17 protein-coding genes and 1 other annotated feature are annotated in these 19948 nt (G+C 38.1%); of the genes, 3 read left to right on the top strand and 14 right to left on the bottom strand.

All coding sequences use genetic code 11. The features are described 5' to 3' along the window. Positions 1-4: 4 nt before the first annotated feature. Both hisS and V7097_RS08200 read right to left on the bottom strand, forming a co-directional pair. Positions 5-1273, bottom strand: a complete 1269-nt coding sequence (gene hisS / locus V7097_RS08195) for a histidine--tRNA ligase (RefSeq protein WP_335703113.1) — start codon at positions 1271-1273, stop codon at positions 5-7. A 236-nt stretch (positions 1274-1509) separates the two neighbouring features. After that, positions 1510-1770: a binding site (T-box leader), on the bottom strand. Positions 1771-1867: 97 nt separating this feature from the next. Further along, complete coding sequence (locus V7097_RS08200) at positions 1868-2044, bottom strand: hypothetical protein (RefSeq protein ID WP_335703114.1); 177 nt, start codon at positions 2042-2044, stop codon at positions 1868-1870. Positions 2045-2175: 131 nt separating this feature from the next. On the opposite strand from V7097_RS08200, the gene V7097_RS08205 reads away from it, so the two are divergent. Continuing rightward, positions 2176-3957 (top strand): SH3 domain-containing protein, encoded by a 1782-nt coding sequence (locus tag V7097_RS08205; protein WP_335703115.1) that lies wholly within the window; start codon positions 2176-2178, stop codon positions 3955-3957. A gap of 172 nt (positions 3958-4129) precedes the next feature. On the opposite strand, the gene dtd is transcribed toward V7097_RS08205, so the two are convergent. The 7 genes from dtd to V7097_RS08240 all read right to left on the bottom strand — a co-directional run bounded on the left by dtd (position 4130) and on the right by V7097_RS08240 (position 13980). Next, complete coding sequence (gene dtd / locus V7097_RS08210) at positions 4130-4570, bottom strand: D-aminoacyl-tRNA deacylase (RefSeq protein ID WP_335703116.1); 441 nt, start codon at positions 4568-4570, stop codon at positions 4130-4132. A 200-nt stretch (positions 4571-4770) separates the two neighbouring features. After that, entirely contained in the window at positions 4771-6960 is a 2190-nt protein-coding gene (locus V7097_RS08215) for a RelA/SpoT family protein (RefSeq protein WP_335703117.1), read from the bottom strand. 221 nt (positions 6961-7181) lie between these two features. Beyond that, on the bottom strand, positions 7182-7694 hold the full coding sequence (locus tag V7097_RS08220) for an adenine phosphoribosyltransferase (protein ID WP_335703118.1): 513 nt from the start codon (positions 7692-7694) through the stop codon (positions 7182-7184). Further along, positions 7694-10048, bottom strand: a complete 2355-nt coding sequence (gene recJ, locus V7097_RS08225) for a single-stranded-DNA-specific exonuclease RecJ (protein WP_335703119.1) — start codon at positions 10046-10048, stop codon at positions 7694-7696. Before recJ ends, V7097_RS08220 begins: the two co-directional genes overlap by 1 nt. Positions 10049-10125: 77 nt before the next feature. Continuing rightward, positions 10126-11022 (bottom strand): cation diffusion facilitator family transporter, encoded by an 897-nt coding sequence (locus V7097_RS08230; protein WP_335703120.1) that lies wholly within the window; start codon positions 11020-11022, stop codon positions 10126-10128. Between the two features lie 130 nt (positions 11023-11152). Further along, entirely contained in the window at positions 11153-13399 is a 2247-nt protein-coding gene (gene secDF, locus V7097_RS08235; RefSeq protein ID WP_335703121.1) for a protein translocase subunit SecDF, read from the bottom strand. A 299-nt stretch (positions 13400-13698) separates the two neighbouring features. Beyond that, complete coding sequence (locus tag V7097_RS08240; RefSeq protein WP_335703269.1) at positions 13699-13980, bottom strand: post-transcriptional regulator; 282 nt, start codon at positions 13978-13980, stop codon at positions 13699-13701. Positions 13981-14119: 139 nt separating this feature from the next. Here V7097_RS08240 and spoVB point away from each other — a divergent pair, with 139 nt between their 5' ends. Continuing rightward, positions 14120-15682 (top strand): stage V sporulation protein B, encoded by a 1563-nt coding sequence (spoVB, locus tag V7097_RS08245; protein ID WP_335703122.1) that lies wholly within the window; start codon positions 14120-14122, stop codon positions 15680-15682. Between the two features lie 23 nt (positions 15683-15705). On the opposite strand, the gene V7097_RS08250 is transcribed toward spoVB, so the two are convergent. Next, positions 15706-16371, bottom strand: a complete 666-nt coding sequence (locus V7097_RS08250) for a DUF421 domain-containing protein (RefSeq protein WP_335703123.1) — start codon at positions 16369-16371, stop codon at positions 15706-15708. Between the two features lie 239 nt (positions 16372-16610). Here V7097_RS08250 and V7097_RS08255 point away from each other — a divergent pair, with 239 nt between their 5' ends. Beyond that, positions 16611-16994 carry a TIGR04086 family membrane protein gene (locus tag V7097_RS08255; protein WP_335703124.1) on the top strand — a complete coding sequence of 128 codons (384 nt, stop codon included), beginning with the start codon at positions 16611-16613 and terminating at the stop codon, positions 16992-16994. A 43-nt stretch (positions 16995-17037) separates the two neighbouring features. Here the strand turns inward: V7097_RS08255 and yajC are convergent, their stop codons facing one another. From yajC to V7097_RS08275, 4 genes are read right to left on the bottom strand one after another with little or no spacing between them, the layout of a single operon-like run. Beyond that, the gene (gene yajC / locus V7097_RS08260) at positions 17038-17298 is read right to left on the bottom strand and encodes a preprotein translocase subunit YajC (protein ID WP_335703125.1); all 261 of its coding nucleotides are present in this window, start codon (positions 17296-17298) and stop codon (positions 17038-17040) included. 38 nt (positions 17299-17336) lie between these two features. After that, positions 17337-18476: a tRNA guanosine(34) transglycosylase Tgt gene (gene tgt / locus V7097_RS08265; RefSeq protein ID WP_335703126.1), complete on the bottom strand. Its 1140-nt coding sequence runs from the start codon at positions 18474-18476 to the stop codon at positions 17337-17339. A gap of 54 nt (positions 18477-18530) precedes the next feature. Then, on the bottom strand, positions 18531-19556 hold the full coding sequence (gene queA, locus V7097_RS08270; RefSeq protein WP_335703127.1) for a tRNA preQ1(34) S-adenosylmethionine ribosyltransferase-isomerase QueA: 1026 nt from the start codon (positions 19554-19556) through the stop codon (positions 18531-18533). A 26-nt stretch (positions 19557-19582) separates the two neighbouring features. Further along, positions 19583-19774: a DUF2905 domain-containing protein gene (locus V7097_RS08275; protein ID WP_335703128.1), complete on the bottom strand. Its 192-nt coding sequence runs from the start codon at positions 19772-19774 to the stop codon at positions 19583-19585. Positions 19775-19948 lie beyond the last annotated feature (174 nt).

Here is a 19948-nt window from a genome sequence, read left to right on the forward strand (position 1 = left end):
ACTCCTAGTGACTTTTTTCAAGTATATATGTTATAAATTGTTCAATTTGGACTTCTTCTTGATTTCCAGTTTCCATACTTTTCACGTTAATCACATTTCTTTCTAATTCTTCATCGCCTAAAATTGCAACATATTTAGCCTGTAATCTGTCGGCTGCTTTGAATTGGCCTTTTACTTTTTTATTTAAATAGTCTTTCTCAGCAACTAAGCCAGCTTTTCTAAGTTCATTTACTAACATTACAGATTTTGCGGACGCAGCATCGCCGATTGCAGCAACATAGCAGTCTACTCGATCTTCAACTGGTAGTTCTATCGCTTCTGCATTCAGGGCTGCTAAAAGTCTTTCAATACTTAAAGCAAATCCGATACCTGGTGTTTCAGGCCCGCCAAGGCCTTCTACTAAACCATTGTAGCGTCCTCCACCGCAGAGGGTCGTAATTGCTCCAAAGCCTTCTGCATCACTCATAATTTCGAACGCTGTGTGGTTATAGTAATCCAAGCCCCTAACTAGACCTGAATCCACCTCGAAATCAATCCCTAAATCTGTTAAGTATGACTTTACTTTAGTGAAATACACACTTGATTCCTCGTTCAAGTATTCGAGAATTGATGGTGCAGAATGCATTAACTCGTGGTCACGGTCTTTTTTACAATCAAGGATTCGCATTGGATTTTTCTCAAGTCTTGACTTACAGTCCGAACAAAACTCATCTATTCTTGGAGAAAAATGTGCGATTAGGGCATCTCTGTGTGCGCTTCTACTAGAAATATCTCCCAAGCTGTTAATCACAAGCTTTAACTTTTTCAATCCAAGTGATTTGTAGATTTCCATTGCAAGTGCAATGACTTCTGCATCGATAGCAGGGTCATTACTTCCTAATGCCTCGACTCCAAATTGGACGAATTGACGGAAACGACCCGCTTGCGGTCTTTCGTAACGAAACATTGGTCCACAATAATAAAGCTTTGTTGGCTGTGTTGGACTACCAAACATTTTGTTTTCCACATATGATCGAACAACAGCAGCAGTGCCTTCTGGTCGAAGTGTTAGGCTCCGTTCGCCACGATCTTCGAAGGTGTACATTTCTTTAGTGACGATGTCTGTGGTTTCACCTACGCTACGTAAAAAAAGTTCTGTATGTTCAAAGATTGGTGTCCGGATTTCTTTATAATTAAATCTTTTACAAATATCACGAGCTTTTTCCTCGATATATTGCCATTTTTCCACATTACCTGGAAGAATGTCTTGTGTTCCTCTAGGAATATTAACCATTTCTTTACTCCTCCTACCTAATCAAATGCGCCTTGGCGTATTTGCGCCCAGATTTTTTAGGCCCACATGATGTGGGTCACAAAGACGTTGCCACAGGAAGTCGCGTTCTTAGTCTTTGATCCTACTCCCGAAAAGTTTCCTTTGAAAATCGCATGTCTCCGCCGGAAGCTTTAAAATAATTCAGCTCCGGCTGAATTAAGTGAAAAAACAAAAAAGCTCCCATCCCTACAATTTCTTGTAGGGACGAGAGCTTGGATTCCCGTGGTGCCACCCTAGTTAAGACTAAATGCCCCAATAGAACTATTGGTTGTTTTAAGTCTTCACTCAATCAGTTAACGCCTGAAACGTTCAACTCCTACTAGAGCATTATGCTTTTTCAAAGAGAAACCTACGAGGTGTTCATTCAATAAGTCATCATGTAGGAATGCTTTCAGCCTATGACATTCCTTCTCTATTCATGTGTAGTCTTACCTACTTTTCCCCATCACTGGTTCAACATATTATTTTTTTGTAGAATTTTATATAATCATACGTATGAACTCAGTTCATGTCAAGTTTTAGCATAACTTTTTTATTGTTTTATGAAAAATAGTGTTAAGAACGATGTAATTGCTTTTTTAAGTTTCTTACGTCTCTAATGGAAACACCAAATTCACTCGCCAATTCCACATAGGTAGATGACTGCTCTTTTTGAATAAAATCGTGAAAATCTACCCCGAATACGTTACCACCAGTATTTTGAACATTATTACTTTTTTCGCTAAATCTCATCCTATTCGCCCCTTATTCGTGATAGAATTTATTTTTCCCTATTTAAAGATTTTCTTTCTAAAAAAACAGGAATATTTTTATTTATGGCGAAATGTAATAAAGCTATGTTTTTTACTCAAGGAGGCTTTTAAGTGTTACACAAGATTTTAAAATTGGGACTAGCGTTCCTACTCGCGATTATTTTTTCAGTTACGACAAACCCTGGAAAGCTGACAAATGCTGAACAAATCGCAGTCATCAATACTCCTGTCTTAAACGTAAGAGAAGGTCCTGGACTTTCCTACGGAAGAACAGCACAGGTTAAACAAGGAGAAAAGTATTCAATCATTGAAAGGAAAAATGAATGGGTTAAGCTACAGCTTCCTTCAGGAAAATCAGGCTGGGTTGCTTCTTGGCTCATAAAAGAAAACCAATCCAACTCATCTCCAACCACTTCTTCATCAACCGTTGTATCGACCGTAGATGGACTTCGATTTCGAAGTGGTCCAGGAACAAGCTTCCAAGTAATCGGTTCGTTAAATAAAGGAAACGAGGCCAGGTTTATTGAAGCAAATGAGAATTGGACTAAAATTTTATTTAATGGACATAATGGTTGGGTTTCCTCACAATTTATCACGGCAAAGCAGACATCTGGTTCTACGAATTCGAATCCAAGTTCAAATTCAAACTCAACTAAAAAAACCGGAACTGTTACTGCTTCTATTTTAAATGTGCGTGATCAACCTAATTCTCAAAGTAGAATCGTAGGCAAGCTAAAGCAAAATGCGAATATTACGATTACGAACGAGAGAGAAAACTGGTTAGAAATTGTGTTTGGTGGCAGTTCTGCATGGATACATAGAGATTTCGTTTCAGGTATTTCTTCTACAGAGGAGAAACCTTCTCAGCCTTCCCCTCCACCACAAAGTCCGACAAACCAGGGGAAAATTGGGATTGTTACAGCATCTAGCTTAAATGTTCGAGATAATGGTTCGTTATCTGGAAAAGTCATTGGAAGCTTAAAGCAGGGGAATAAAGTAACGATTGAAGATGAAGTAAATAATTGGAGCCATATTACACTATCAAACGGAACTAAAGGTTGGATCGCCAGCTGGTATTTAGACATTCAGTTGGGTACAACAACTGAAACACCAAGCTCAGAACAAACCACAGTAAAAATCCTTTACAATGGTACAAATATTCGTTCAGGATCATCAACTTCACATTCAGTAGTAGCTCGAGCAAACGAGGGCGATTCTTTTTCAATGACTACTAAGGAAGGGGATTGGTATAAAATAAACCTTCCTGGAAATAAAATTGGCTACGTTGCTGGTTGGCTTGTTTCAGTTAATGGAACGCAGAATATTGTAGAGCGTCCGGGTGTGAATCAATATTTAAAAGGAAAAACCATCATAATTGACCCTGGACATGGTGGAAATGACAGTGGGGCAATTGGAGTAAGTGGTACTTACGAGAAAAATCTAAATTTACGTACTGCACAAATGGTCGTTGATAAACTAAATGCGTCTGGTGCAAATGTTGTGATGACACGTAATAGTGATAATTATGTTAGCTTACGTTCAAGAATAAGTATCTCCCATTATCGAAACACAGATGCGTTTGTGAGCATCCATTATGATAGTATTTATGACCGAAATGTACGCGGTGTAACATCCTATTATTATAAAAATAGTGATGTTGGACTTGCTTCCAATATCCAATCAGAGCTCGTCAAAAACACTGGATTCAAAAATAGACAGCATCGTCAAGGGAATTATCAAGTTCTAAGAGAAAACCGAAACCCTTCTGTCTTGTTGGAATTAGGATTTCTTAGTAATCCGACAGAAGAATATACTGTAAATACAAATAACTTCCAAGAAAATGTTTCAAATGGAATTTATTATGGATTAGCTCAATATTTTAAAGCGAAGTAGAGTTTCTATAGAAAAATGCCTCAAAAGCAATCGCTTTTGAGGCATTTTTATTGTCTAGCTCCAGTCGCCATCGGATCGAGGTCACAAGCCAATCACTTCTGAAGGCAAAATGCGCCTTCTGTCAGCGCTCGTCTCGTGCTTGTCGCCGATAGATGGGCACCTTGTGCTTTTCTTATTTACTTTCAATTATCAATGTGACAGGACCCACGTTTGTAAATTGGACATCCATCATTGCTCCGAATGAACCTGTCTCGACAATTACACCTTTTTCACGGAGTTCCGCATTAAAAAGATCGTACATTTTTTCTGCATATTCAGGTTTTGCCGCATCCATAAAGTTTGGACGTCTTCCTTTTCGGCAATCTCCGTATAATGTGAATTGTGATACGGATAGAATATCCCCTTTTACATCAAGTAGTGATAGATTCATTTTTCCTTCATCATCTTCAAAGATGCGTAGATTGACAATTTTATCCGCTACATATTTGATATCTTCTAATGTATCAGTATGTGTAATTCCGACCAAAAGCATTAAACCATTTTTAATTGAACCTACTTCTTCATTTTGAACTTTTACACGCGCATCCCTCGCACGTTGTACAACAACTTTCATGATAAATTCCTTTCTTTAAATCAAAGGCGCCTTGGCGTATTTGCGCCTAGATTTTTTAGGCCCACACGAGGTGTGTCACAAAGACGTTGCCACAGGATGTGGCGCTCTTAGTCTTTGATCTTATGCGCGAAAAGTTTCCTTTGATAATCACATGTCTCCACCGGAGGTGTTAACTTTATTCAGCCTTTTACTGAATAAAGTTAACTCATTACTCGGCGAACCGAATATATATCCCGAATCTGCTTAATTCTTTCCACAACTTTATGAAGATGACTGACATTTTGAATTGAAATCGACATATTAATTGTTGCCATCTTATTACGGTCCGATCTTCCTGAAACAGCCGAAATATTTGTCTTTGTCTCATTTACCGCTTGGAGAACTTCATTTAGTAAACCACGACGATCAAAGCCGTTAATCTCAATTTCAACGTTAAACTCTTTTCGATCATTTAGATTACTCTCCCATTCAACATCAATGAGTCGCGCTTGAGCATCCGTTGTATGAACATTTTGGCAATCGGCACGATGAACGGAAACACCTCTACCTTTTGTAATAAAACCGACAATTTCATCTCCAGGAACCGGGTTACAGCATTTCGATAGGCGGATGAGCAAATTGTCAATTCCTTGAACCTGTACACCAGAATCTCGTCTTTTAGTTCGATTTGATACTTGCTTTACCTCTGATACTGTTTCTGCAACCTGTTCAAGGTCTCGTTGCTTTCTTAGTTTATCTGTCAAACGATTTGCGATTTGGGCTGCGGTAATCCCGTTATACCCTATCGCTGCATACATATCTTCTTCGTTTGAAAAATTAAATTTCTCAGCAACCCTTTTTATATTTTCAGGGGTCAAAATATCCTTCACTTCAAATTCAAGATTGCGAATCTCTTTTTCAACGAGCTCTTTTCCTTTTTCAATATTTTCTTCACGGCGTTGCTTTTTAAAGAACTGACGAATTTTGTTTTTTGCCTGTGATGTTTGGGCGAGTTTAATCCAGTCCTGACTTGGACCATATGAATGCTTCGAGGTTAAAATCTCAATGATATCCCCCGTTTTTAATTTGTAATCCAAGGTCACCATTTTTCCATTTACTTTTGCTCCAATCGTTTTGTTTCCAATTTCAGAGTGAATTCGGTATGCAAAATCAATTGGAACAGAGCCAAATGGTAGCTCCATTACGTCTCCTTTTGGTGTAAAAACAAAGACCATATCGGAAAATAAATCAATTTTTAAGGACTCCATGAATTCTTCTGCATTTGTTGCATCGTTTTGCCATTCTAAAATTTCACGGAACCATGTTAATTTTTCTTCAAAAGAAGATTGTTGATTTACTTGTTTGCCTTCTTTATACGCCCAATGGGCTGCAATCCCATATTCCGCAATTTGGTGCATCTCCACTGTTCGTATTTGAACCTCCAGTGGGTCGCCCTTCGGACCGATCACAGTTGTGTGAAGAGACTGATACATGTTTGGCTTCGGCATTGCAATATAATCTTTAAATCGACCAGGCATTGGCTTCCAACAAGTATGAATGATTCCTAGAACTGCATAACAGTCTTTTATACTATTTACAACAATCCGAACGGCAAGGAGGTCATAGATTTCATTAAATTGTTTATTTTGAAGAGCCATTTTACGATATATGCTATAAATATGCTTTGGCCGACCCGAGATATCAGCTTTGATTGAAACCTCGTCAACATGGTTCTTAACCTCTACAATGACTTCCTCAAGATACTCCTCACGTTCCGCACGCTTCTTTTTCATCAAGTTAACGATGCGATAATACTGTTGTGGATTTAAATAACGTAAGGCTGTATCTTCAAGCTCCCATTTAATTTTTGAAATACCTAGTCGGTGTGCCAATGGAGCAAAAATTTCAAGTGTCTCATTGGAAATCCGGCGCTGCTTTTCAGGGGGGAGATGCTTAAGAGTACGCATGTTATGCAAACGGTCTGCAAGCTTAATTAAAATGACGCGAATGTCCTGGGCCATTGCTACAAACATTTTTCGATGATTTTCAGCCTGTTGTTCTTCCTGAGATTTGTATTTAATTTTTCCCAGTTTCGTAACTCCATCAACTAGCATGGCTACCTCAGGAGTAAACACATCACTTATTTCCTGAAGAGTGACATTCGTGTCCTCCACTACATCGTGTAAAAAACCACCAGCAATAGTTGAAGGGTCCATTTCAAGATCCACCAAAATACCTGCCACTTGCACAGGATGGATGATGTATGGTTCACCAGATTTACGGAATTGCTCTTTATGTGCTTCCTCTGCAAATTTATATGCACGCTCAATAAACTCGATATCTTTATCGTTCAAATATTCTTTTGCCTTTTCTATCACTTGCTCAGGAGTTAAGACATTCTCGTTTGCCATAGATTTTATCACCTTTTTAGAAATTAAAGATTCAAAGAAACGCTCTTTGAATCATTTTTATAAAATATTGAATTAAAAAGATTATTGTTTCTATTATCTTGAAAATCTCGAAAGATGTAAAGGGAAATAAACGAAATATTGCTTACAGTTTTTTGAAATCTTATTTAATACCAAACTCTACTAAAAAAAGCACTCTACCTGAGCGCTTTTTTTAGTAGAAATTAATACTTCATAAGTGTTAAAACATCATAGCCATCTAATTTTTCACGGCCATCTAGGTATGTGAGTTCGATTAGGAATGCAATACCCGCTACAACACCACCGAGCTGTTCAACAAGATTGATGGTTGCTTCAATTGTTCCACCAGTTGCTAATAAATCATCTGTAATTAATACACGTTGACCTGGTTTAATAGCATCTTTATGAATGGTTAGAACATCTTTTCCGTATTCAAGTCCATAATCTACTTTAATGACATCTCTAGGTAACTTACCTTCCTTTCTAACAGGAGCAAAGCCTACACCATGAGAGTATGCTACTGGACAACCAATAATGAAGCCACGGGCTTCTGGTCCAACGACAAGGTCAATTTCTTTTTCCCTTGCATATTTCACGATTTGGTCAGTAGCATATTTATACGCTTCACCGTCATTCATTAAAGGAGTAATATCCTTAAATTTAATACCTGGCTTTGGATAGTCGTCAACAATTTCGATAAACTTTTTTAAATCCATTAATTTAGTGCCTCCTCAAGCGAATGCGAACCTTTATTTATTGCATCAAACCAATGCTTTAATTGTTGATATGATGAATACAATAATTGCTTTTCCAATTCAATTCTTTTTGCTTTTAATTGATATGTTCTCGATTCAGTCAAATCCCTTTTCTTAGCTTGATTTGATAAAGAGATAAATCCCTTGTCTATTTTAACAAAATCTAACTCAAAAAACACCTGTGACATAAAATCAATTGTTTCTCTTGACCATCCTCTATATTTTGCTAAATCATGGGCATAGCGATTCATATCAAACGGGCCTTTTTTTGCAAGAAATGCATAGAACCATTTAAAATGTTCCCTAGTCGGGATTGTGCTGAAAAAATGATCCTGCTCATGGAAGAATAATGTATAAATCCGATTTGGAAAACTTGTCTCAAATATTGCTCGGATCCATTCAGCTTCATCTGGTAGATCAAGAAGGACAAAATGCTTTGATTCACATTGAAGCATGGTTGCTTCTTCAATCGATGTAACAACTCGAATATCATGGTTGCTTAATCCAAGTTTATCAATCGTGCCTTTCGAAAATGCAATTAATTGTAGCTTGTCATCTGTTAATTTTTCTAGGTAGGATGCAAAATCGCGCATGCCACGAATATCAAATAATTGCCACTCATTAACAGCTATATCCTGCAGCATAATTTGTGGCTTGCGACTATTGTTCCATTCATTGATGGATAGCTCTCCAATCACCGAAACCTTTGATAACGGAGAGATTCCTTCACAGGTATGTCCTAAGCCAAAACCAACCCCATCTAGGGTATGTGGATCATCCTGGAGAACGATTTTCAAATGGTTTTGATTTGCGCCAATTCTTCTGATTGTATTGACCCCAACATCATTAATTTGCACAAGCGGTTTGGGATTTCCCATTCCATATGGTGCTAGTTTATTCATATCTAAAATAGATTCAATCGAAACATCATCAATACTACAAATTGCATCTACGGTAGTAATTGGTTGAAAGTCTTCGGGTGATAACACTTCATTCGCAATCACATTCAAACGATCTCTTAGGTCTTCGACATCGTCCACTTTAAGGGTCATTCCAGCTGCCATTGGATGTCCTCCAAAATGTGGCAATATATCACGACATGTTGACAGGCTTTCATATAGGTTAAACCCAGCAATACTTCTTGCAGAGCCTTTTGCCAATCCTTTTTCTGAATCAATGCTTAAGACAATCGTAGGTCGATAGAAACGATCAACTAATCGTGAAGCAACTATTCCTATAACACCAGAGTTCCAGCCTTCTTTTGCTATGACTAATACGGAATTTGAAGAAGGTGGATAGTTTTCTTCAACCTCTTGGATTGCCTCCTGTGTCATTTGATTTACCAACTGCTGTCTTTCTTTATTCAGTTCATCAATTTCATCGGCAATATATGAGGCCTCTTCACGATCATTTGTCATTAATAAATCAACCGCAGGGTCTGCTGATTGCAGACGACCAACCGCGTTAATTCTTGGTCCGATTGCAAATCCAACTGTTTCCTCGGATATTTCAATGGATTCGATTTTGGCTTTTTTCAATAATGCTTTTAATCCTGGTCGTTCTGTATTTTGTAATGCTCTAATTCCCTTTTTTGCAAGGAGGCGATTTTCTCCGTGTAAGGGAACTAGGTCAGCTATTGTCCCGATTACAACCACATCTAATAAATCTGTAGGGACTTCACCACGTAAAGCATGTGCAACTTTAAAAGCAACCCCAACCCCTGCCAATTCTTTAAATGGATATTGGCTATTCGGTTTATTAGGGTGAATTATCGCTGTTGCAACTGGTAGTTCAGGACCAACCTCATGGTGATCCGTAATTATTAAATCGATACCCAATTCTTTTGCAACCTCTGCTTCATGTAGGGCAGAAATTCCCGTATCAACAGTTATGATTAGAGAAAAACCTTCTGATTTTGCCCATCGAAAAGCTGTTTCATTAGGTCCATAGCCCTCAGTAAATCGATTAGGAATATAAAAATCAACAATTGCACCTTTTTCTTTTAAAGCAGTAACCATAACGGTCGTACTGCTAACACCATCGGCATCATAATCACCAAACACTAAAATTCGTTCCTCATTTTCAATTGCCTTCGTGATTCTCTCGATAGCCGTATCCATTTGATCGAGTAGAAATGGATCGTGGAACTCTAAGCGATCTGGTTCTAAAAATTCCCGTGCTGATTCGACGGTTGTGAGCCCTCTATTCACAAGTAGGGATGCTACTAGAGGTGTAACCTGTAGTTCTTGAACTAGTAGATTTGTATTTATCTGGTTGTCTTCATTTACTTTCCAACGAGTTTTAGATTGTAACAAAAGTTTCACCCCTTAACCACACTATTATACCGGAGCAATGGTTGTGTTACAATGATTGACATTTATCCTATTTTGCGTTATCCATCGTCTGAGTATGGATTAATATGGACAAAAACATTTTGTACTTGTGCAGATTCCATCAGCTTTGTCTTTACTCTTTTACCGACTTTATGGCCTTCTTCCACCGTCATATAGGGATCAACTGAAATTTTCAAATCGACGATTACGTAATGCCCATGCTCTCGTGCATGAAGTTCTGTAATTTTCTTTACTTCTGGAACTGACATAACCAGCTTTCTAAATTCCGTAGTATCTTCATCATGTAGAACATGATCTAACGTATTATGTATTGCTTCCGTTCCAAATTCCCATGCCATTTTGATAATTAGAACAGCGACAACTAGTCCCGCAACAGGATCAGCATAAACAAGCCAATCTATCCCTAAGTATCCTCCTATTATGGCCCCTACGATACCCACAAGGGTTGCAATTGAGGCGAATACATCGGAACGATCGTCATACGCATTAATAATGAGTGCATCGCTCTTAATCTTTTTACCAAGATTATATTTATATCGAAACATGATTTCTTTAATAACAATTGAGAATACGACGGCATAAATAGCCATGGACTTAGGAACTTCAACAGGCTTAAAGAATGCCTCAATGGATGCTTTTCCAATTTCAAAACCAACGAGTGCTAGTAGTACCGCAACAATAATAGCGGAAACTGACTCAGCTTTCCCATGCCCATATGGATGGTCCTCATCGGGTGGTCGTTTAGCAGCCCGCACTCCGATGTAAACAGCGACTGAACCTGCTACATCTGAAGCTGAGTGGACTGCGTCAGCAATAAGTGCTCGGCTATTGGATTGAACCCCAACTACCCATTTAATTATTGCGAGTAAAATATTCCCCACAACACCAATGATGATGGCTTTTTCTGCTTGTTTAAATCGATCCTTCTCCTTCAAAAAATCCTCATCCTCCCCACGTAAGTTTGAGAATATGACACATGCTTTTTAGTGTAACCAAAATCAAAGCAACTCATCAAGTAGACAAGAAAAAGTAAAAAGCCGTGAAAAACTCACGACTTTTTACTTTTTATACCTGTGGTTCTGTTTCTGTTTTTACAGTTTGTTGTTTTGTAATTTGCTTAGTCTTCCATACTAACCAAAGCTGTGCCGCAATGAAAATGGATGAATACATACCGGCCACTAAACCAATAGTTAATGCAAATGAGAAGTTAGTGATTGCTTGTCCACCAAATAATAATAAAGCAAAACTTGTAAAGAGAACAGTAATAGCAGTATTAACGGAACGATTTAACGTCTGTCTTAATCCCATATTTACGACACTTGCAAGATCTTCATATGTTTTAATACGCTTTTTCTTCTTTAATAGTTCACGAATTCTATCAAAGGTTACAATTGTATCGTTGATTGAATATCCGATAATCGTTAAGATGGCCGCGATAAATGTGACATCCACCTCAAGGCGAGTGACACTAAAAAACGCAATCATAAAGAATGCATCATGGACCAGCGCTACAATCGCGGCTAATCCCATTAACCACTCAAATCGGAAAGCAACATAGATGATAATACCAAGCATCGCGATTAAACTTGCAATAACTGCGTTACGTGCTAATTCTTTTCCAACAGTTGGAGAGACGGTACTTACGTTAGGGTCTGCCCCATAAAGATCATGGAAATGGGCTTTCACTTCGTTCACTTCATTTTTTGAAAGCTCATCAGCGAATCTAGCAACCCCTATTTCATTATTATTTCCAGAAATAACGATTTCCTTAGCTTCTAGATTTAGCTTACTAAGTTCTTCTGTAAGTTCTTCTTGGGAGATCGGATGGTCAGCAAGCACATCCATACGGGTACCAGCAACAAAATCAATTCCAAGATTAAGTCTAAAGATTACCAATACCACAATCCCCACGGCAACCATAAGTCCAGATGCAATGAAGAACTTATTCTTATGCTTTGCAAAATCAAAGCGATCGAAGCGAGTTGGGAAATATCCTTCTTCATCGGCATCAGCTAAATTTCGAATCTGACTTTGTTTAACACCAAACCAGCTTGGTTTCTTATTTAAAAATTTACTATTTACCCATAGACCTAGTAAAAGTCTGCTTCCATAAACCGCAGTTAAGAAGCTTAATAAAATACTGACGATTAACATCGTAGCAAAGCCTTTTACGGCACTTGTACCAAAAATAAATAAGACTACACCAGCTAAAATCGTTGTAATGTTTGCATCAAAGATTGTCAGGAATGAGTTTTTACTACCTGTACGGAATGCAGACAAGATGGATTTCCCAGACTTTATCTCTTCCTTTATTCTTTCGTAGGTAATAATATTTGCATCGACCGCCATACCTACCCCGAGGATCAAGGCTGCTATTCCTGGTAGAGTTAGCACCGCGTTCATCCAGTCAAAAACAAGTAAGTTTAAATATACAAAGATACTTAATGTAACGGCAGCAATAAAACCAGGGAATCGGTAATATACAACCATGAATAATAGCACTAAGAAAATTCCAATTGCCCCTGCGAAAACTGTTTGATCTAATGCTTGTTCACCAAATTTTGCTCCAACCGAAGTTGAATAAATTTCTGTCAAATCAACAGGAAGTGCTCCTGAGTTTAACAAGGAAGCAAGTTCATTTGCAGATTCAACCGTAAAGTTGCCACCTTCTATTGAGACTGTTTTCGTGTTGAATACCTGATCTACACCTGCAGCTGAAAGATACTTTGGATTTGGTTTGTTACTCTCCGCTTCAAAGGAATCTACACCTTCTTCAAAATCTAACCAAATCACCATTAAATTGTTTGGGGCCTGGTCGAGAACTTTTTGTGTAGCGTTTTTAAGATCATCTGCATTTTTAACTGTTAAAGAAACAGCTGGTTTTCCCAATTGGTCGAATGCCTGTTTAGCACCATTTTGAGCTAATTGGGAACCGTCCAGTAATACGTTATCGTTCACATCTCTAAATGTGAGCTTAGCTTGGGTTGATAGTATTTCTCGAATCTTATCTTGGTCTTCTACACCCGCTAATTGCACACGGACACGATCTTTACCTTCAATTTGAATATTTGGCTCATTTACTCCTAGGACATCGACACGGTTGGTTAAAGCATTTACCGTACTTACTAGGGCTTCTCTATCAATGACGTCGCCTTCCTTAGCTGGCGTTACCTCATAGAGGATTTCAAACCCACCTTGAAGATCGAGTCCCAATTTAATGTTTTTTGCGGTGTCTGTACCATTAAGTCCAATTAATGCTCCAAAGAGAAGCACGATTACGAAAAACACCACGATGCGGCCTTTTTTTACCATCAGTATGTAGATCCTCCTTTAATTAGAAAAGCGCAAGGCGCCCATTTATCGGCGACAAGCATAAGACGAGCGCTAACAGAAGGCGATTTTGCCTTCAGGAGCGATTGACTTAGACCAGAGAGCCGATGGGGCCGTGAGCTAGACATACAAAACTACGTACAAAATTTTATATTTTTGAGTTCAAACAATTAGAGCATGTCCTTTAATCTCTACACATAATTATGAAACAATGCGATTTTCATGTCAATTGCAGTTTTTGTGAATGACTTTGCCACATCAAAAAAAGATTAAAAAAAGAATTATAATAGCTTTTCTAATACGTCTTTTCCTTCACCTTCAAACCAATTTGGGGCTTTAAAAGCTTCCACTGTTGCATAGTTCATATAGTCTCCAACTTTAATAGATAAAATGTCGCTAGCAATTTGATGCAAAAGCTTCATTTCTTTTTCTTTTCTCCATGTTTTATTTTTTAAAAACTCCCAAAGTTCTTGCTCTTTCACACTATCATATCCGTACAGTTTGAATTCCTCTAGCTTACTTTTTAAAAAAGGACGAACTGTTTCACGAAACTTGTCATACATGTGAGTCTCTGTTTGGTTCACTCGTCATCTCTCCCATTTTTATCTCTATCGAACGAATACTTGTCATGCTTGGCCACTTACCATGCATATAGTTAATTGTAAATGATATCACCTTTTTTGAGAAGGTAGGGAAAACGAATTGTCAAAGCAAACATTCCTTAAAGGAACATTAATTTTAATTATCGCAGGTCTCATTACAAGAGTATTGGGATTTATCAATAGAATTGTTGTCGCACGACTTATTGGTGAAGAAGGTGTGGGACTTTATATGATGGCAATCCCCACATTTGTACTTACTATTACCTTAACCCAAATGGGGCTGCCAGTGGCAATATCGAAATTGGTAGCAGAAGCCGAAGCACAGGGAGATAAGAGAAGAATAAAAAAAATCCTAGTGGTCTCCCTATTAATTACAGGCACATTAAGTATTATCTTCACACCTATGATGATTTTTCTTGCACCATTATTATCCGAGACTTTACTTACTGACCAAAGAACCTATTATCCTTTATTAGCCATATCACCAATCGTTCCAATTGTAGCGATTTCATCAGTTCTCCGTGGCTACTTCCAAGGCCGTCAAAATATGAAGCCGCCTGCTTATTCACAAGTCATCGAACAAGTTGTCAGGATTACGCTAGTGTATGTATTTACGAAAGCATTTTTACCGATGGGGATTGAATATGCAGCAGCTGGTGCAATGCTCTCAGCAGTTGTTGGAGAATTAATGTCATTAATCTATTTATTCTTTATGTTTAAAATAAAAAAAAGAATTCGGATCCGAAAGAACTTTTTCAAATCTGCTAAGCACGGAAAAGAAACGTTCAATGATTTAACAAGAATAGCAGTTCCCACATTGGGAAGCAGGCTAATCGGGTCAATCTCCTGGTTTTTTGAACCGATTGTAGTAGCACAAAGTTTAGCGATTGCAGGTGTCGTTACCCATCTTGCAACTAGGCAATATGGGGAGTTAACGGGTTTTGCATTACCATTGCTTATGCTTCCATCTTTTATAACTACTTCACTGTCAACGGCACTTGTTCCTTCAATTAGTGAAGCTGCAGCAAAAAAACAATTCTTATTAATTGAATACCGCCTTAAACAGGCGTTGCGTTTATCACTCGTGTCAGGTGGCTTGGCAATTGTTGTTTTATATGTGTTTGCTTCACCTGTTATGGAACTTATGTATGGGAATAGCAATTCAGCTATCTATATTAAGGTTATGGCCCCGTTTTTTATTTTTTCTTATTTTCAGGGACCTCTTCAAGCTACCCTTCAGGCGCTTGATTTAGCGAAAGCTGCAATGATTAATAGTCTTATCGGAAATGCCATTAAAACTGCTGCTATTTTTGTTCTTGCGACAAGGCCTTCCCTTGGAATAATGGGGGCAGCACTCGCAATTGTCATAGGGATGATGCTTGTAACATTGCTTCATTTTTCAACGATTGTAAAAGTCATCTCCTATAGCTTCTATATTCGGGATTATCTTAAGAGTGGCATAACAATGGTCCTCTCCGGAATTGGTGGACACTATTTTTATCAACTATTTTTAACAGACAGTTCCCTTGCCACCAGGACACTTGCAGCAATTAGCGTAACTTCATTCATTTATATCGTCTTCCTGTTTGTTTTTAAACTTTTAACAAAAGAGGAAGTGAAGAGAATACCATTTATTGGACCAAAGCTTGCATGGCTGTTATAAAGACGAAAGGGTAACCGAAACGGTTACCTTTTTTCGTCTTTGATATCTACATGTAGTTTCCCGTGATGATAGCCACAAAATGAGATTTTCTTAATATCGCTATGTCCCAGATTCTTTATCTCAGACCTCAGCCAAGCTTCCGTTTTATTAATTTGCTTTAAATGATCATCTTGGATTTGACCATCAAGGATGAGAGGTAAATCAATTGAATAATCAGATAAATCAGAAGGTTGATTTTGACTTTTTGCCAGAACGGACAACTCACCTGAAGACTCTAATATGGCAAACTCCACATCCGCTAAATTTTTCACATTTTTTTCACGTAGCTGCATCATCAGGTCATCAAGATTATAACGTTGCTTCCTCATGGCATGTTCATCAATTTTACCCCTGTTTATTATTACGGTTGGTCGACCATCGATGATTTCTCTGATTTTCTTACTTTTCAATGAAAGGAGGGCAAGAGAATATTGGATCACCATAAGTAAAACCATCGGTATTACGGAATGTAAAAGTGGATCATCTGTCGTTTCAATCGCAATTACAGCCATTTCAGCAATCATCATAGATACGATTAAATCCAGAAGACTAAGCTCACCAATTTCTCGCTTACCCATTAACCTAAAAATAATAAGAATAATAATATATAGTAAAACAGTCCTCCCCATTATGACGAGGTATTCCCCCATAACGAAAGCCCCCTCTCAATGAGTAAATGATTAACAAACATAGTACATGTTATTTTGCACAAATTTAAGAAAAACATAGTACATGTTATTTTGCACAAATTTAAGAAAAACATAATTCATAGGTTTTTCCAGTACTGCTTTGTTGGACAAGAAAAGTTTGTACTTTTTATTCTAATTCATAGTGGACATGAATATGCTCGTACTAAGGGTTATGTGAAGATGAGGGGGAGAGAATAGACATGAGAAAAATAGGAGTTGCAATGGTTTATGGTGTAGTCGCAATTTTTGTAATTGTCATTGTATCAAGTTTACTAATTTCACTATTACTGCGCTTTACTTCACTTCAAGAATCATCCATTTCTTGGGTGATTTTAGGTACTTCTTTCCTTGCGCTTTTTATTGGGGGTTTTGTATCAGGCGGAAAAGGGAAGGAAAAAGGCTGGCTAATTGGTGGCGGAACTGGGATTTTGTATTCCATCTTTGTGTTTATCGTGCAATTCTTAGGCTATGATAGTACTTTCACAGCGGAGCAATCGTTGTATCATGGTGGCTTTTTAGCGGCTTCTGTCATTGGTGGAATTTTCGGAGTGAATATGACCACACCAACCAAAAGGGAAGCATAGAAAAAAAGAGCGTTGCATAAACGCTCTTTTTTGTTGAATTTAATTAGTCCCTAATGACATCACGTACTGCTTGTTTGTCGTATGTAAGATTCGCATTGCCAGATTTAATGACTATCTTGTTTTCATCGATTGAATCAATAATTCCGTGTAGGCCACCAACTGTAATTACTTTATCACCTTTTGCAAGGTTAGACTGCATTTGTACTGTAGCCTTTTGACGTTTTTGTTGTGGACGAATTAACAAGAAATAGAAAATCGCAAACATAAGAATTAACGGACCAACTGTTCCTAAAATACCTTCCATTCATTTCACCTCCCGAGTGATTTTTTCATTTATATTTGTTAGAAATTTTTCGCGTTTGGTTTATTGAAACCATATCGCTCAAAAAATTCTTCACGGAAGTCTCCAAGACGATCTTCTCGAATCGCTTGTCTGACTTGCTCCATTAATTTTAACAGAAAATGCAGGTTATGATAAGTAGTAAGTCGAATTCCAAATGTTTCACTTGTCTTAATTAAGTGTCGAATGTATGCACGACTATAATTTTTACAAGTATAGCAATCACAATTTTCGTCCAAAGGTCTAAAATCGCGTGCATATTCCGCATTTTTCACAACCAATCTTCCTTCACTAGTCATAAGCGTCCCATTACGAGCAATTCTGGTTGGAAGAACACAGTCAAACATGTCGATACCCCGGATTGCACCGTCAATCAATGAATCCGGTGACCCTACACCCATTAAATATCTAGGCTTGTCATCTGGTAAATGCGGTGTTGTAAATTCGAGAACTCTATTCATCACATCTTTAGGCTCCCCAACAGATAAACCACCGACTGCATACCCAGGAAAATCTAAGGATACTAAATCTCTTGCACTTTGTTTTCGAAGTTCCTCATATTCTCCTCCCTGAATAATACCAAATAGTCCTTGGTCTTGTGGACGACTGTGAGCTTTTAGACATCTCTCTGCCCACCGGCTCGTACGTTCAACTGATTTTTTCATATATTCGAAGGTAGCTGGATATGGAGGGCATTCATCAAATGCCATCATAATATCAGATCCTAGAGCATTTTGAATTTCCATTGCTTTTTCAGGTGATAAAAATAGCTTATCTCCATTTAAATGATTGCGGAAATGAACGCCTTCTTCCTTAATTTCTCTAAATTCACTTAAACTAAATACTTGGAATCCACCTGAATCTGTAAGGATTGCCCTATCCCAGTTCATGAATTTATGTAAGCCACCTGCTTCTTTAATGATTTCATGTCCTGGTCTTAACCAAAGATGATAGGTATTACTTAAAATAATACCTGCTCCCATCTCTTTTAGATCTTCAGGTGACATTGTCTTAACTGTTGCAAGGGTTCCAACAGGCATAAATACAGGTGTTTCAAAAGAACCATGCGGCGTATGTACAATTCCTAATCTTGCACCCGTCTGTTTACAAGTCTTAATATGTTCGTATCTTATTGCTGTCACTGATAACTGTCTCCTTTAAATGGGTAATGGTGAATCATCACCCGAAATTTCCAATTATTTAATAAGCATAGCGTCTCCGAAGCTAAAGAAACGATAACGTTCTTTTACTGCTTCGTTATAGGCTCGAAGGATATTCTCGCGCCCTGCTAACGCGCTCACGAGCATGATGAGTGTGGACTTAGGAAGATGGAAGTTCGTAATAAGCCCATCGATCGCTTCATATTCATATCCAGGATAAATGAAGATACTTGTCCAACCACTGGACTCTACGAATTTTCCATTATTTTTCACAATGGTTTCAAGCGTTCTAGTCGAAGTCGTTCCTACGGAAATGATTTTTCCACCGTTAGCTTTCACATCGTTAAGCAATTTTGCGGTTTCCTCAGTCATCTGATAAAATTCCGAATGCATATCATGATCTGCAATTGTATCCGAACTTACCGGGCGGAAGGTTCCTAACCCTACATGTAAGGTGATAAATGCTGTATGTACTCCCTTGTCACGGATTTCCTGAAGAAGCTCTTCTGTAAAATGAAGTCCTGCCGTAGGTGCAGCAGCGGACCCTCGATGCTTCGCATAAACCGTTTGGTACCGATCCTTGTCATCCAATTGCTCGTGAATATATGGAGGCAATGGCATTTCACCTAACGCATCTAAAACTTCATAAAAAATTCCCTCATAGTGAAAGTCCAACATTCTACCACCATGATCACCGATTTCAGTACACATTGCTGTTAATCTTCCATCACCAAATGTTAATACAGTTCCTTCCTTCACCCGTTTCGCAGGCTTCACAAGTGTTTCCCATGTATCTCCATCTTTTTGTTTTAAAAGAAGTACCTCTACTTTTGCACCTGTGTCCTCTTTTACGCCATAAAGTCGTGCTGGAAGGACACGTGTATCGTTTAAAACTAGGCAATCTCCTTTATTGAGGTATGAAAGGATAGTGCGAAAATGAGTATGAGCAATTTCACCGGTCTCCTTATCTACGACCATTAACCTTGATGCCTCTCGATCTTCTAGGGGAGTTTGCGCAATTAATTCCTCTGGTAAATCAAAATCAAATAAATCTACTTTCATGTTTTCACCTTATTTCCACTTACTTTTTAACGAAACCGACCGAATACATAAAAAATCAATGATAACACAATGCTAATTACAATGGATGTAACAATCGGAAAATAGAAGGTTGTATTTCCCTTTTTCACTACAATATCCCCTGGCAATTTCCCAATAAAATGCATGACAAAACCGACAACTAAAAGGAGAATCCCCATTATCATTAGCATTTTTCCCATTTAACTTTATTCACCCCTTACATAGTGTTGGTACGGATGTATTAAGAATATACAATTTTCTTGGTGGATGAAATCGTACTCAATAAAGTTAAAAGCCTCCGGCGGATGCCACGATTTTTCAAAGGAAATTTTTCGAGCATTAAGATCAAAGACTAAGAACGCCACTTCCTGTGG

The organism is Bacillus sp. JJ1562, from assembly GCF_036962705.1.
Lineage (GTDB): Bacteria > Bacillota > Bacilli > Bacillales > Bacillaceae_L > Ferdinandcohnia.